11 protein-coding genes are annotated in these 15,010 nt (G+C 68.1%); 4 read left to right on the top strand and 7 right to left on the bottom strand.

Annotation, left to right across the window (positions count from 1 at the left end):
- Positions 1-335 precede the first annotated feature (335 nt).
- From J8M50_RS03860 to J8M50_RS03850, 3 genes are all read left to right on the top strand, one after another.
- Entirely contained in the window at positions 336-2,783 is a 2,448-nt protein-coding gene (locus J8M50_RS03860; RefSeq protein ID WP_462218600.1) for an MFS transporter, read from the top strand.
- Positions 2,784-2,864: 81 nt separating this feature from the next.
- Complete coding sequence (locus J8M50_RS03855; protein ID WP_010352298.1) at positions 2,865-3,671, top strand: YceI family protein; 807 nt, start codon at positions 2,865-2,867, stop codon at positions 3,669-3,671.
- 10 nt (positions 3,672-3,681) lie between these two features.
- A complete protein-coding gene (locus J8M50_RS03850) occupies positions 3,682-4,149 on the top strand; it encodes a PPOX class F420-dependent oxidoreductase (protein ID WP_010352299.1) in 468 nt (155 codons plus the stop codon).
- Between the two features lie 286 nt (positions 4,150-4,435).
- Here the strand turns inward: J8M50_RS03850 and J8M50_RS03845 are convergent, their stop codons facing one another.
- Together J8M50_RS03845 and J8M50_RS03840 are read right to left on the bottom strand one after the other, a co-directional pair.
- Positions 4,436-4,789 carry a hypothetical protein gene (locus J8M50_RS03845; RefSeq protein ID WP_010352300.1) on the bottom strand — a complete coding sequence of 118 codons (354 nt, stop codon included), beginning with the start codon at positions 4,787-4,789 and terminating at the stop codon, positions 4,436-4,438.
- A 237-nt stretch (positions 4,790-5,026) separates the two neighbouring features.
- Positions 5,027-5,686: a DUF1269 domain-containing protein gene (locus J8M50_RS03840; RefSeq protein WP_010352301.1), complete on the bottom strand. Its 660-nt coding sequence runs from the start codon at positions 5,684-5,686 to the stop codon at positions 5,027-5,029.
- A gap of 211 nt (positions 5,687-5,897) precedes the next feature.
- Here J8M50_RS03840 and J8M50_RS03835 point away from each other — a divergent pair, with 211 nt between their 5' ends.
- Positions 5,898-6,536 carry a TetR/AcrR family transcriptional regulator gene (locus J8M50_RS03835; RefSeq protein WP_078480628.1) on the top strand — a complete coding sequence of 213 codons (639 nt, stop codon included), beginning with the start codon at positions 5,898-5,900 and terminating at the stop codon, positions 6,534-6,536.
- 26 nt (positions 6,537-6,562) lie between these two features.
- On the opposite strand, the gene J8M50_RS03830 is transcribed toward J8M50_RS03835, so the two are convergent.
- The 5 genes from J8M50_RS03830 to J8M50_RS03810 all read right to left on the bottom strand — a co-directional run bounded on the left by J8M50_RS03830 (position 6,563) and on the right by J8M50_RS03810 (position 15,010).
- Entirely contained in the window at positions 6,563-7,288 is a 726-nt protein-coding gene (locus tag J8M50_RS03830) for a TetR/AcrR family transcriptional regulator (protein ID WP_029183653.1), read from the bottom strand.
- Positions 7,289-7,375: 87 nt separating this feature from the next.
- Positions 7,376-8,392, bottom strand: coding sequence for a serine hydrolase (locus J8M50_RS03825; protein ID WP_223786158.1), 1,017 nt, complete (start codon positions 8,390-8,392; stop codon positions 7,376-7,378).
- A 1,573-nt stretch (positions 8,393-9,965) separates the two neighbouring features.
- A complete protein-coding gene (locus tag J8M50_RS03820; protein ID WP_050987415.1) occupies positions 9,966-11,393 on the bottom strand; it encodes an MFS transporter in 1,428 nt (475 codons plus the stop codon).
- Between the two features lie 108 nt (positions 11,394-11,501).
- Positions 11,502-13,589: an ArnT family glycosyltransferase gene (locus tag J8M50_RS03815; RefSeq protein WP_010360252.1), complete on the bottom strand. Its 2,088-nt coding sequence runs from the start codon at positions 13,587-13,589 to the stop codon at positions 11,502-11,504.
- Positions 13,590-13,690: 101 nt separating this feature from the next.
- Positions 13,691-15,010: a bifunctional glycosyltransferase family 2/GtrA family protein gene (locus tag J8M50_RS03810; RefSeq protein WP_010360250.1), complete on the bottom strand. Its 1,320-nt coding sequence runs from the start codon at positions 15,008-15,010 to the stop codon at positions 13,691-13,693.

Below are 15,010 nucleotides of genomic sequence, written 5' to 3'. Positions count from 1 at the left end.
CCCCGGCCCCCGCGAGCCGCGTACCGGCAGCGCCGACCCCGGCGACCCGGCCACCGGCGCCCCCGGCCCTGGTGGCTCGGCCACCGGCGCCCCCAACCCCGGCGAGCCGCATACCGGCACCGCCGCCACCGGCGTACCCCGCCCAAGCGACCCGCACCCCCGCGAGCCCCGTCCCCAGCCGCCCCCTCCCGTACACCAGCGATCCACCCGTACACCCGCGACCACATAAGACAAGGAATCTCATGGCTACCACCACACCGCCCGGTGTGCGGGCCCACGGCAAGCACGGGGGCGGAACCCCGGCACCCCACGCACACGCACACGCACACGCCCCCATGTCCCACCGGCAGATCATGGAAGCCCTCTCCGGGCTGCTGCTCGGGATGTTCGCGGCGATTCTGTCGTCGACCATCGTGACCAACGCGCTGCCCAAGATCATCAAGGATCTTGGGGGCGGGCAGTCCGCTTATACGTGGGTTGTGACCGCAGCGCTGCTCGCTATGACCGCCTCAACTCCCCTGTGGGGCAAGCTCGCTGACCTCGTCAGCAAGAAGGCGCTCGTTCAAATAGCCCTGGTCATCTACATCGTTGGGTCCGTCATCGCCGGACTCTCCCAGAACTCGGGGATGTTGATCGGCGCGCGCGTCATTCAGGGGCTCGGCGCCGGTGGGCTCACCGCGCTCGCCCAGATCATCATGGCCGCGATGATCTCGCCCCGTGAGCGCGGCCGTTACTCCGGCTACCTCGGCGCGACCTTCGCCGTGGCGACCGTCGGTGGGCCGCTGATCGGCGGCGTCATCACGGACACGAGCTGGCTCGGCTGGCGCTGGTGCCTGTACGTCGGCGTGCCGTTCGCGCTGATCGCGCTCGGGGTCATCCAGAAGACGCTGCACCTGCCGGAGACCAAGCGTCAGGTCAAGGTCGACTGGGCGGGCGCGTTCTTCATCACCGCCGCCGTCAGCCTGCTGCTCATCTGGGTGACGTTCGCGAACGACAAGTACGACTGGCTGTCGTGGCAGACGTACACGATGGTCGGCGGCGCGCTGGTGCTCGGCGCGGTCTTCGTCTTCGTCGAGACCAAGGCCAGCGAGCCGATCATCCCGCTGCACCTGTTCCGCAACCGCACCATCACGCTCGCGTCGATCGCCTCGCTGTTCGTCGGTGTCGCGATGTTCTCCGGGACCGTCTTCTTCAGCCAGTACTTCCAGCTCGCGCGCGACAAGTCCCCGACGATGTCCGGGGTGATGACGATCCCGATGATCGCGGGCCTGTTCGTCGCGTCGACCGTCTCCGGGCAGGTCATCACCAAGACCGGCAAGTGGAAGGCGTGGCTGGTCGCGGGCGGCGCGCTGCTGACGGCGGGCCTCGGGCTGATCGGCACGATGCGGTACGACACCGACTACTGGAAGATCGGCCTCTTCATGGCCGTCATGGGTCTCGGCGTCGGCATGATGATGCAGAACCTCGTCCTCTCCACGCAGAACCAGGTCGCCCCGCACGAACTCGGCTCCGCCAGCTCGACGGTGACCTTCTTCCGCTCCCTCGGCGGAGCCGTCGGCGTCGCGGCGCTCGGCTCGGTCATGTCGTCGCGGATCACGCACTACGCGAAGGACACGATCACGTCGCTCGACCCGCAGTCGCAGGCCGCCGCCGCGAAGGCGACGGGGACCGGTGCGCTGCCGGACATGAACTCCCTTCCGGGGCCGGTGCGTTCGTGGCTGGAGAGTGCGTACGGGCACGGCATCGCGGACATCTTCCTGTACGTCGCTCCCATCGCGTTCCTCGCGTTCTTCGTGACGCTGTTCATCAAGGAGGTTCCGTTGCGGACGACGGGGGCCATCGCGCAGGCGGCTGGTGTGGACGAGGCTCCGGTCGCAACGCCGGTTCCCTCGTGGGCGGAAGCGGAGGCCGAGGTCGACGAGACGGCGAAGGTCCCGGCGCTCGTCGGAGCAACTGCCGTACAGACGCAGGCCGTTACCTCCACCATCACCAACTCCGCGAGCACGGGCGGCGGTTCGGAAACCGGCACCGCCATCCACGGCTACGTACGCGGCGCCGAGAACGCCCCCGTCCCCACCGCCGCCGTCACCCTCATCTCCCTCGCCGGTCGCCAACTCGGCCGCGCGGTCGCCCAGTCGGACGGTTCCTACGGCGTCGACGCGCCCGGTTCCGGCTCGTACGTCCTCATCGCCTCCGCCGACGGGTTCCAGCCGCAGGCGTCCACGATCGTCGTGAACGGCGAGCCGGTCGCGTACGACATCCTGCTCAGCGGCACCAGCGGGCTCGCCGGTGTCGTACGGGCCGCCGAGGGCGGGGACGGCGTCAAGGACGCGATGGTCGTCGTCACCGACGTACGCGGGGATCTGCTCGCCACCGGGACGACCGGGGAGCACGGGGAGTTCTCCTTCGGGGAGTTGGTGCCGGGTACGGTCACCGTCGCGGTCAACGCGAGCGGGTTTAGGCCGCGTGCGCTGCCCGTCGAGATCGGGATCACCGGGGTCACCCGCGCGGAGGTCGTCCTCGACGCGGGGGCTCACCTCCAGGGCGTCGTCCGCGCGCCGCACGGTCCGCTCGCCGACGCGCGCGTGACTCTCGTCGACGCCGCCGGGAACGTCGTCGGGACCTCCACCACCGGCCACGACGGTGCGTACGCCTTCTCCGACCTCGACAGCGGTGAGTACACCGTCATCGCGACCGGGTATCCGCCGGTCGCGGCGGGCCTCACGGTCGCCGGGCACGGAGTTGACGGGCACGACATCGAACTCGGCCACCCGGGCGAGTGAACCGGCAGTGAGCAGGGGCCCGTGGTGGGTAGCCATTCCCGCCGCGGGCCCTTTTCGGCAGACTTTCAGAGGAGTTGTGGCATGGCGTTGAGCGCGAGGATCCGGACGAAGGACGGGTGGGCCGTGCCCCATGCCGTCGTGACGGTGACCGATATGAGCGGTACGCAGGTGGTGCGGGCCGAGGCGGACGACGACGGGCTTGTGCGGGACTCGACGCCGCTCGCGCCTGGGGCCCACACCGTCATCATCACTGCCGTGGGGTACGCGCCTGCGGCTTCCACGGCGTTGGTAACTGCGAGTGGGCGCGCCGAAGTTGGGAACGTCGTGCTTGCTCGGCAGGGGGGTACGGAGTTGCCGCCGCCCGGGGTCTGGACCGTCGATCCTGTGCACTCCGCGGTGAGTGCCGTTGCTCAGCATCTCGGGATCTCCAGTGTGCGGGGGCGGTTCACGGAGTTCAGTGCTTCTGTCGAGGTCGCGCCTGATGATGTGACCAAGTCCCGGGTGGAGGCGGTGATTCGGGCCTCGTCCATCGATACGGGGAACTCGATGCGGGATGAGCATCTGAGGTCCAGTGACTTCCTCGACGTCGAGACGTATCCCGAAATCACCTATCGGTCCACGGGGTTGAGTGTTGCCGGGGCCGATCGGTGGACCGTTCATGGGGAGTTGAGTATGCGGGGGGTTGTTCGGGACGTTGATCTCGATCTCTCCTACCTTGGGACCGGGGGTGATCCTTGGGGTGGGACCCGGGCCGCGTTTCGGGCTACCGCCGAGTTGCGGCGGGAGGACTTCGCGATGAACTACAACCAGGTTGTGGCTGCTGGGATCGCTGCGATCGGGACGACACTGCGGGTCGAGCTGGATGTGCAGGCCGTTCAGGGCTCCTAGGGTGGGTGCCATGGCTATCGCTACGAACACGCGCGTGTCCCTTGAAGAGCTCCTGGAGTTTGTGCGGCCCCGGCATCGGGCGTTGTTGATCACTCGGCGGGGGGATGGGGGGCCGCAGGCTTCGCCGTTGACCTGTGGGGTGGATGACTCGGGGCGGATCGTGATGTCTACGTACCCTGAGCGGGCCAAGACGCGGAATGCTCGGCGGGATGAGCGGGTGAGTGTCGTGGTGCTGAGTGATGAGTGGAACGGGGAGTGGGTGCAGATCGACGGAGTGGCGGAGGTTGTGGACTCGCCGGAGTCTGTGGAGCCGTTGGTGGAGTACTTCCGGAACATCTCTGGGGAGCACCCCGATTGGGATGAGTACCGGGAGGCGATGGTTCGGCAGGGGAAGTCGATTATTCGGGTTACGCCGGAGAAGTGGGGGCCGGTGGCTACGGGGGGCTTTCCGGCTCGGTTGAGTTCGCCGGACGCCTAAAGGGGTGGGGGGTATCTGGGAGTGCGCGAGTTCCGGTAGTACGTGGTTGCTCGCGCAGTTCCCCGCGCCCCTAAAAGACTTGGGGTGATCCGGCGATTGCTCGCGCCCGCGCGGCGGTAGCCGCACATCGATACAGCCCCGCGCCCCTAAAAGACTCGGTTGCTCGCGGCCGATCGGCACAGCCCCCCGCGCCCCTAAAAGACTTGGTTGCTCGCGCCCGATCGGCACAGCCCCCCGCGCCCCTAAAAGGCAGAGCCTTCGCGCCTCCCGGCGTCCGAAAAGCTCCCTACCGCATCCTCCCCGTCACGTCCGCAAACGCTTCCGGGCCGAACGGGGACCCCTTGTACATGTACGGGTACTCCAGCCCCGCCGCCGCGTACACCAGCGCCCTCCTGCGTTCCCGTTGGAGTGCTGCCTCCTCCGAGTTTGCCCATGCCTCCGCCTCTGCCCGGCGGCGGAGGATCTCGGCCGCCTCTGCCTTCGAGGGGCTCGTCCAGGGGCGTGACCAGGGGCTTTCGGGGATTACGGGCTCGGGGGCCGGGGGTGCGCAGCACTTGCGGCGGGTGCCCGTGGCGGGCAGGAGGAGGGTGATCAGGGTGCAGAGGTACGCCAAGAAGGCGTGCGCGATAGAGTGGCGCATGGCGACAGAGTCCTTAGCAGGTAGATGTCGTCGGGCCCCTTCAGCGGAGTGTTCGTGCACTCCGAGCCCTGAGGGGGCCACTTTTTTTGTGGTTCAGAATCACCGTAGCACTGAGATCAGCGAGTTGGAGCAAATCTCGGCGAACTGAGCAACTTTTTCTTCGAGTTGGGTGCGCCGAGCGAATGGAAGCCGCGGTGGGGGAATCCCACCGCGGCTTTCGGATACCGGCCCCACCCCTCAGTCGTCGTCGCTGTCGTCGTCGAAGAGCAGGGCGCCGAGCAGTACTCCACCGGCCAGCCCACCCGCCGCACCCAGAGCCGCGGCCCCCATGCCCGAACTGTCGGAGTGCTGCTCGGTGTTCTGGGGGGTCACCTTCGTGGCGCCGTCTTCCCAGGACCACTTTCCGGCGGGCTGCTCCGCGTGCAGCGCGTGGCGGATCTCGTCCTCGTCCTGCTGGCTGAGCGAGGTGTGCAGGACCTCGCCGCCGTACCGGGCTATGCGCGGCAGGGCCTTGTCCGCGGTCGCCTCGCCGATCACCGCGATCACGGCGGCGGTGCCGGGTGCCAGGCGCTCGCCGAGGCTCTTGATGAACTGGGTCCGGTCGTCGTCCTCGGCCGTCGCGCCGGCCACTCCGCCCGCGGCGGCGCCGATGGCCGCGCCGAGCAGCGGCTGCAACAGCAGCAGTCCGACGAGGCCGCCCCAGAACGCGCCGCCGAGAGCGCCGGAGGCGGCGGGGTGGGGCCTGCCGTGGAGGGTCACCTTGCCGTCGAGGTCCCGGGTGAGCAGTACCGCGTCGGCCACCTGGACGGTGTGTTCGGTCTGGAGGGCGCGCAGTTCGGTGAGCGCCTGGCGGGCGACGTCCTGGGTGGGGTAGGAGATGGCGATCATGTCGGTCATGGGGTGTCTCCTGGTGCGTTCCGTGACGAGTGGCGTGCGGTGTCGCTCGGCCTTCGGTAGCGCCTTGCGGTGACAACATCTTGAAGTCGGTCGATCGACCCAGTCAAATGAACATGTCCGTGTCGTGGATCACTGCGGGCGGCCCTTGCCGTCCGGGGCGGGCCATGATCTAGTCGGTCGATCGACCAAGTCGTACGAGGGAGTCCACCGCATGGCTCATGTGCCAGCCGCAGTGCGCCGCACGCAGATCATCGAAGCCGCCGCAGCGGTCATCGCGCGCGATGGCGTCGCCGGTGCCACGACGCGACGTATCGCCGCAGAGGCCGAGCTGTCGCTGGCCACGCTGCACTACGTCTTCAAGACCAAGGACGACATCCTCGCGGGGGTGCTGGAATCGCTCATCGACCACGCGGACCAGGACAACTCCACGCTCGCCGCGCACCTGGTCACCCCGGCCGGGGCGGGGCCGCCCGTGCCCTCGGAGGTGGTCCACCATCTGGTGCGCACCGCGTGGGGGCTCGTGTGCGGGGATCTGGTCAGCCAGCGGGTGGAGTACGAGCTCACGCTCTACGCGTTGCGTACTCCCGAGGCGGCGCATCTGGGGCGGACTCTGCGCGAGTACAACCTCACCGCGATCGAGCGGATCGTCCGCCAGGGGCTGGAGTACACCGGGCAGGTGAGCCGGATTCCGGCCCGCGAGCTGGCTCACCTCATCTACTGCGCCGTGGACGGGGTACTGCTCGACCATCTGGTGGACCCCGACGGCGACCGGGCGGACCGCAGCCTCGCGCACCTGGCCGGGGCCGTGCTCAGCCTTGTCGGCACTCCGCCGGGGGCTGTGAGCGTTTGACTTGACGCCGTGCCGTCGGCTTGTCCTCAGCGGCGGTTCGTCATCGACTGGATGCCCGCCAGCAGCAGGTCCAGGGCGAAGGTGAAGTCTCTGTTGTGCATCTCTACGATCGTCGCCGTGCCCCTCGCCTCCACCAAGTCCTTTGTCTCCTCCGCGATTTCGGCCATGTCCGTGCTCGCGTTGAAGAGGGCCAGGGACTCTCGGTAGTAGTCGTCGGGGGAGAGGCCCGCCTCGGCGGTCTGGGCCAGGAAGTGGGCCTCCATCGTGCCGAAGCCGTAGACGAACTGGAAGACGGCGGCGATGACGCCGGTGATGTCTTCGAGGGGCAAGTTCGTTCTGCGGACGGCTTGTTGGATGGCTCGGGCGAAGGTGAGGGCGTGGGGGCCGATGTTGAGGTAGCGGCCGGCCAAGGGGGAGGACCAGGGGTGGCGGACCAGCAACGTGCGGTACCAGGTGGCCAGTTGGCGGAGGTCCGTCTGCCAGTCGTCGGACGCCGGGGGGAGGGGGACTTCGCCGTAGACCTCGTCGAGGGCCAGTTCGAGGAGTTCGTCCTTCGTCTCGACGTACCAGTAGACCGACATCGCGGTGACGTTCAGCTCTGCGGCCAGGCGGCGCATGGAGAACTTTTCGAGGCCCTCGGCGTCGAGGAGGCGGACGGTGGCGACGGTGATGCGGGGGCGGTCGAGGCCGGTGGGCTGGTTCGACTTCCGGCGGCGCTCCTTGTCGGCGAGCCACACGCTTTGCCTGGTCACAGGCCCACCTCCCGTTTTGCGCCCATTGCAACAGCCTAAGGGGGCTCGGGGCTGTCCTGGGAGGTGGGCGTGCGGGCGGGGGTGGCGTTACTTGGGCTGGGCGGGCTGAAGCTTGAGCTGCTTGATCAGGCTCTGGAGGGAGGGCTGGAGGTCCTGGGAAGGCGACTCCAGCGGGTACAGGCCGTGGTGGACCGCGCGGGCCACCCCTTCGATGGTGCCTATGCCGTAGGTCCACCCCTCTTGCGCCGGATGCCCGGCAGGGACCCTGTTGTTCTCGGTGAGGACGACAAGCCCGTAGTCGTAGTCGTCGCCGGTGAACGCGGCCATGCTGTTCACCTTCCAGTCGAGCCTGTCGTAGGGGTCCACATCGGGATTGTTGGAGCGCTGAAGCCAACCGTTCTTGACGTGGACGACAGCGTTCTTGGGGGCTCCGGCCGGGGTTCCCCATCGCTGGTCGGACTGGACTTTATTCATGAGGTCCAGTGCGTAGGCGCGCGCGTCCGGGGTGAGCACCGTGTCACTGTTGTCCGTGAACACTTTCAGGAGTTGGAGCTGATCCGCTGCGGTGACCTGGCTGAGCCCCCAGAAGCCCTCCTTGTCGAGGACGGTGTTCTTCATCCCGACCCGGTCGAGGAATTCCTGAATCTTGACCGGGTTCGGCGCGGAGGGATTTGTGAGGTCCGAGAGCTTCCGCCAGAGAGTCGTGGCCGAGGCGTTGTCCGAGGCGGTGATCATTTTCCGGGCGAGGGTGTCGTCGTCGCCGGTCAGGGGGCCCTTGTTCTGGTAGAGCAGCGCACCCAGGATGGCCGTCTTGATCACGCTTGCGGCGTCTTGCTGCCGGTTCTCGTCGTACGTGCAGGAGATACCGTGTTTGCGGTCGTAGAGGGCAACCGAAGCCACACTTTCGCGGCCCTGAAGGGCCTCGTCTATGCCCTTCGCTATATTCTTGGCCAGCAGATCCCCGGCGGGCCCGTACTTATCCGAGACGCATGAGGCCCCGGCCGCCCGACCGTCAGTCGTATCCGCAGATGCGGCCATTGGCAGCGCGGCCACGAGGGCTATCACTCCGGCCCCCGCCGCTATATACCTGTACACAGTCGACATTTCGCCCTTTTCCGCAGAACGCTTCAAGCTGTTCGCCTTAGCGAATTACGGTGCCGCACAATAGCACAGGGCCCAGAAAGGGAATAGAGAGTTAAATGCCACCTTTTCCATTCAAGGGCGCTTAATACCTTTTGGGAAGCTGTCTGGCTCGAACTCAGCCTCACGGCTATCGACCTGCCGACCTGGATGCGCGCCCTGCCACTGGACGGCGGGCTCACGGCTGCCGGCCGTCGTGCGATCACCACCGGTCCCGGTCCGGTGAGCCTCAACAGGGCCTCTGACGACGGCGATCCGAGCCACGACCTGCGGATTCCGACAGCTCGACCGGCTACGCCACTCGGCGGGACGCCATCGGCGGCCACCGCCTGCGCTTGCGGATTTCAGCGGCCTGGCCCTGGAGAAACGAACCGGCCACAGCCTTCCACCGCCTCGCCTCGCCGCCCTGTCCGGTCGTGTCCCCTGTCGTGGTGTAGCCGATCGCGGTCCGTCGCCTCCGCATTGGAGCCGTCCGGTAAGTGCCGCCACCAGCCGTCGTGCGATCACCGCCGGTCCCAGCCCGACGAACCTCAACAGGGCCTACGGCAACAGCGATTCGAGCCGCGACCTGGGGATTGCGTCAACCCGACCGGCCACACCACTCACCGGGACGCCATATCAGCGGCCACCGCCTGCCCCTGCCGATTTCAGCAGCCCAGCCCCGGAGAAACGAACCAACCACGACCTTCCACCACCTCGCCGCACCGCCCACTCCGGTCGTGTCCCCCGTTGTGGTGTAGCCGATCACGGCCCGCCCCCTCCGCATTGGAGCCGTCCAGTAAGTACCGCCACCAGCCGTCGCGCGATCACCACCGATCCCAGCCCGACGAACCTCAACAGGGCCTCTGACGGTGGCAATTCGAGCCGCGACCTGCGGATTCCGTCAGCCCAACCGGCCACACCACTCGCCGGACGCCATATCGGCAGCCACCGCCTGCCCTTGCCGATTTCAGCAGCCCAGCCCAGGAGAAACGAACCGGCCACAGCCTTCCACCGCCTCGCCGCGCCGCCCTGTCCGGTCGTGTCCCCCGTTGTGGTGTAGCCGATCGCGGTCCGTCGCCCCCGCGTTGGAGCCGTCCGGTAAGTGCCGCCACCAGCCGTCGTGCGATCACCGCCGGTCCCGGTCCAGTGAGCCTCAACAGGGCCTACGGCGACGGCGATTCGAGCCACGACCTGCGGATTCCGACAGCTCGACCGGCTACACCACTCGCCGGGACCTCATCCCCTGTCCCGCCAGCTGACTGACAGACCCTGCCCGCCATGACCCGAAGGACCTTGGAGAACCCGGCCGATGCGCCGGGGCTCCGTCATGGCCGAGCACCGGAATCGCCTCGGCCACTCGGCACTTGGTGGCGTCCCGCCGAGTGGTGTAGCCGTCCGGACCGGGCCGGGCCGAAGTGCCACGTCGGTGCGCGAGCCGGTCAGGGCAGCGTGGGCCGCCATGAGCCCGGCGTGTCAGGCCGAACCCGGTCGCGGCCTGCGGCGCCGCCAAAGCCGGCCAGCTACGCCACTCTGCACCTTGCCCCTCAGCGACACCTCATCGCCCCGACCTAACGGCGAGGCCGGGTGTCTTGTCGCCAGCCGCCCGGCGCAGGAGCACGCCGGCCACCACACCCCCCGCCACCACCGCCGCCGCCCCTACCAACTGCCCCTCCCGCAGCCCCTGTTCAAGGCTCGCCGACGACGTCAGCACCGCCCCCAGCACCGCGACCCCCAGCCCCGCCCCGAACTCCCCCAGCATCCCGTTGATCCCGGCCCCTACCCCCGCCTTGGCCGGCGGGATGGAACTCATGATCGCGTGCGCCATCGCAGGGTTGGCCAGCGCGTTTCCGGCCCCGACCAGTACCAGGCCGAGCAGTGTCCCGGCATACCCCCGCTCCCCCAGCACCCCGATGGACACGAGCCCGCACCCCATGACGACCATGCCGAGCAGGATCGTCACCGGCCCCCCGAGCTTCGCCAGGATCTTCGCCGCGAGCCCCGAGAAGTTGAGCAGGATGACGGCTATGGCAAGCGGCACCGTGCGGAGACCCGCCTCCAATGGACCGTAGCCGAGGACTAGTTGAAGGTGCTGGGTGAGGAGGAACAGCGCCCCGCCCATCCCGAACGTGACCAGGACGGCTCCTGCAACCGCCCCCGTGAACTGGCGGTTGCGGAAGAAGGACATGTCGAGCATGGGATACGGCACCCGGTTCTCCCACCACGCGAACACCGCGAGTACGAGCACGGCGACCACCCCGCTCCCCAACACCCGCGCCGACAGCCAACCGTGCTCGGGCCCGGAGATGATCGCGAAGACGAGGGACGACATCCCGACGGTCGAGAGCAGCGCACCGAGCAGGTCGGGCCGGTCCCCCTGGGGGTCCTTGGACTCGGGGACGAGAACCACCGTAGCCACCAACGCCACTGCCGCGACAGGCAAGTTGATGAGAAAGATCGCGCCCCACCAGAAGTGCCCGAGCATGAACCCCCCGATCAAGGGCCCCGTCGCGAACCCGAGGGAGTTCACCGCCGCCCAGATCCCGATCGCCTTGGGCTGCTCGTCGGGCGGAAAGATCTGCATGGCGACCGCAAGGGTGGTGGTGACGAGGAGGGCACCGCCTACGCCCATCCCGGCGCGAGCGGCGATGAGTTGGGCGGTGGAGGAGGAGAGGGTCGCGACAAGGGAACCGGCGCCGAACAGCACGAGGCCGGTCGCCAGCATCTTCTTGCGGCCGTACCGGTCCGCCGCGCTGCCCGCCGTGAGCAACAGGCCCGCCTGGACGAGCGAGTACGCGTTGATCACCCACTGGATGTCCGAGGTACTCGCGCCCAACTCCTCCTTGAGGGACGGGATCGCGACGTTCAGGACGGTGTTGTCGAGCAGGACGGTGAGCTGCGCGAGAGCGATCACGCCGAGGATGAGCCAGCGCTGGGGGTGACCCGGCGCGGCGGAGGGCGGCGTCTGTGTCAGGTCGGTGGCCATGATGTACACCGTAGAAGATCCCTATACGACGTACAAGGCACGAACGAGAAGAGGGCGGCGACCCCTGGAGGTCACCGCCCGCCCTCAGCGAACCGTCAGTGCTGTGCCCTAGCTGCTCGCCTTCTGCGTCAGGTCGTAGAACGTGGCCGACCCCACCGTCACCTTCTTGAAGTTGGCCTCGATCCAGGTCGTGATCTGGGACGACGTACCGGTGGAGGAGCCGCCCATCATGCCGCCGCCTCCACGCCCGCCCCCACTTCCGCTGGAGATGAAGTAGTGGATCTTCCCGTCCTCGACGTACTTCTTGAACTGGGCCAGCGTCGGGGACGGGTCGGTGCCGTTGAAGCCGCCGATCGCCATCACGGGGTCACCGGTCGCGAGCTGATAACTCGCCGCGTTCTGCGCGCCGATGGCTGCCGCAGCCCACGTGTACTTGTCGCTGTCGGTGCTGATGAGCTTCTTGGCCTCGGAGGTGACACTCGCGCCGTTCAGGAGACCACCGGCACCGCCGCCACCCATGCCGCCTTCCCCAGTGGTGGAGCCGCCGGGGAAGCCTTGCCCCTGCCCCTGCTGGGACCGGCCGCCCTGCGAACTCCCGTTGCCACCCTGGGAGTTGCCGCCCGCGCCGCCACCGAAGCCGAAGCCGTTACCGCCGGTGCCACCCGGGAAGCCACCGGTGCCATTGCCCTGCTGGCCCTGACCGCCCTGCGCGTTACCCCCTTGCTGGTTCTGGCCGAACCCGCCCATGCCACCCCGCATACCGCCACCGAACCCACCCCGGCCGCCCATCATCGACGCCCCCGCAGGCCCCGCAGTCACAATCGACCCGGTGTGCCCCTCCTGAAGCGTGCTGATCGTGTAAGCCGCAGGCCCACCCAACGCAGCCACCAAACTCACCGAGACCGCAGCCAGCGCGAGTTGACGGCTGATACGCCCGGCGAAAATCAGACCCAACGCCCCGACCAAACCGCCGACCAGCACGAGCCACTTCAGCCAAGGCAAGTAATCCGGCGTCCGGTTGAGCAGCACGTACCCCCAGGCAGCCGCCGACACACCAGCCGCCGCCAGCGTGATCGACGCCCAGACCTCACCCCGCCTCTCCCACAGAACCCCCGCCCCCATCCCGACAACCGCCGCGATGTACGGCGCGAGCGCCACCGTGTAGTACTGATGGAAGATCCCCGCCATGTAGCTGAACACCACGGCGGTCATCACCAGCGACCCACCCCACACGAGGAACGAACTCCGCGTCACGGACGTCCTCTTGAACTTCCGCGTGGCGACCAGCCCACCCACCAGCAGGATCAGCGCAGCGGGCAGCAGCCACGAAATCTGGCTCCCGACCTCGGAGTTGAACATCCGGTCCCAGCCGGTCTCACCCCACATCCCGGTGCCACCACCCCCGCCACCTCCACCGACGGACCCGGTCTCCTCGCCGTTCAGACGGCCAAGTCCGTTGTACCCAAAGGTGAGTTCGAGGAAGGAGTTGTTCTGCGACCCCCCGATGTACGGCCGCGAGGAAGCGGGCCACAGCTCGACGATCGCGACCCACCAACCGCCGGAGACGACCAACGCCCCGGTGGCGGCGGCAAGTTGACCCAGCCGCTTCTTCAAAGAAACGGGCGCGCAGACCCCGTACACAGCAGCCAGCGCAGGCAGGATCAGGAACGCCTGGAGCGTCTTCGCGAGGAACGCGAACCCGATCGCCGCGCCCGCCCAGAGCAGCCACTTGGTCCGCCCGTCCTCCAGCGCACGGACGACGAGATAGCAGGCCACCGCCATGAGCAACGCGAGCATCGCGTCAGGGTTGTTGAAGCGGAACATCAGCGCGGCGACCGGCGTCAACGCCATCGTGGCCCCGGCGATCAGCCCCGCGCCCGGCGAGAACCGGCGCCGTACCGCCGCGTACACCACCGCGACCGTACCGACCCCCATCAGCACCTCGGGGATCAGGATCGCCCAGGAGCTGAGCCCGAAGATCCGTACCGAGAGGGCCATCGGCCACAGCGAGGCCGGGGGCTTGTCGACGGTGATGGCGTTGGCCGCGTCGAGCGAGCCGAAGAAGAAGGCCTTCCAGGACTGCGAGCCCGCCTGAACTGCCGCCGAGTAGAAGGAGTTCGCGTACCCGGAGGAGCTGAGGTTGTAGAGGTAGAGGAGGAAGGTCGCGACGAGGAGGCCGAAGAAGGCGGGGCGCACCCAGGCCGCGTCGTCGGGACGACCGCGCCAAAATCCATGCAAACGCGACGACTTGGCCGCTTCAACGCCAGACGGAGCCCACGTACGTTCCTGAAGAGTCGTCATCGCCGGTCCTCCCGCGCATCGTTGTCGTACGGACGAACCGGAGACAGCCGCATCGTCTCGTCCCGCCACTCCTCAGCGGCCTTGTCCGGAAAGACCCACGCCCTGAACAGCAGGAACCGCAGCACGGTCGCCGCGAGGTTGGCGGCGATCAGCACCCCAATTTCCGTAGCGTGCGCGGGACTTGACGTCGCCGCGTTCAGCGCGGCCAGCGACCCGCTCGTCAGCGCGAGGCCGATGCCGAAGACGACCAGGCCCTGTGCCTGATGCTTCACCGCGCTGCCGGACCCCCGTACCCCGAAGGTCAGCCGGCGGTTCGCCGCCGTGTTCGCGACCGCCGACACCAGCAGCGCGAGCGCGTTCGCGACCTGCGAGCCGCTGAACGTACGGAAACCGGTGTACAGCAGCAGATAGAAGAGCGTCGACAGACCGCCGACCACGCAGAAGCCGACGAGCTGCCGGGCCAGTCCCTTGGGTACGTCCATGATCTCGCGGTCGCGGGGATCGTCGCCGAACGGCCTGGTCAGCCGGTCCAGGGGAAGCGAACCGGTGGCCAGAGCCTTCCCAACGCGCCATACCCCTCTCAGGTCATCGGTCGCCGTCTTGACGATGTGCACCGTGGAGTCGGGGTCGTCGACCCAGTCGACCGGGACTTCGTGGATCCGAAGGCCCGCCCGCTCCGCGAGGACCAGCATCTCAGTGTCGAAGAACCATCCGGTGTCTTCGACGAGCGGCAACAGCACCTGTGCCACATCGCGCCGGATCGCCTTGAACCCGCACTGCGCGTCCGAGAACCGCGCCTGGAGCGAACTCCGCAGGATCATGTTGTACGAGCGGCTGATGAACTCCCGCTTGGCGCCCCGCACTACGCGAGAACTGCGGGTGAGCCGGGAGCCGATCGCCAGGTCGGAGTGGCCCGAGATCAGCGGGGCCACCAGCGGGAGCAGGGCGTTGAGGTCGGTGGACAGGTCGACGTCCATATAGGCGAGCACCGGCGCGTCCGAGGCCGACCAGACGGTCCGCAGCGCCCTGCCGCGGCCCTTCTGCTCCAGCCGGAAGGACCTGACGCCCGGGAGTGTCGCCTCCAGGCTCTTCGCCACCACCGGGGTGGTGTCGATCGACGCGTTGTCCGCGATCGTGATCCGGAAGGGGTAGGGGAAGGTCCTGGCGAGGTGGTCGTGCAGACGCTCGACGCAGGGGCCGAGGTCCTTCTCCTCGTTGTACACGGGGATCACGACGTCCAGGACAGGCGTTCCGGCAGCGCCGGCCGGGAGGTGCTCCCGCGCCGGCAGTGTGCCCGGAGAAGAGTCGGTTCGCAT

Source organism: Streptomyces acidiscabies (assembly GCF_020010905.1).
GTDB lineage: Bacteria > Actinomycetota > Actinomycetes > Streptomycetales > Streptomycetaceae > Streptomyces > Streptomyces acidiscabies.
The sequence above is the reverse complement of the archived record's forward strand: the minus strand, read 5'-3'. Positions and strand labels throughout refer to the sequence as shown.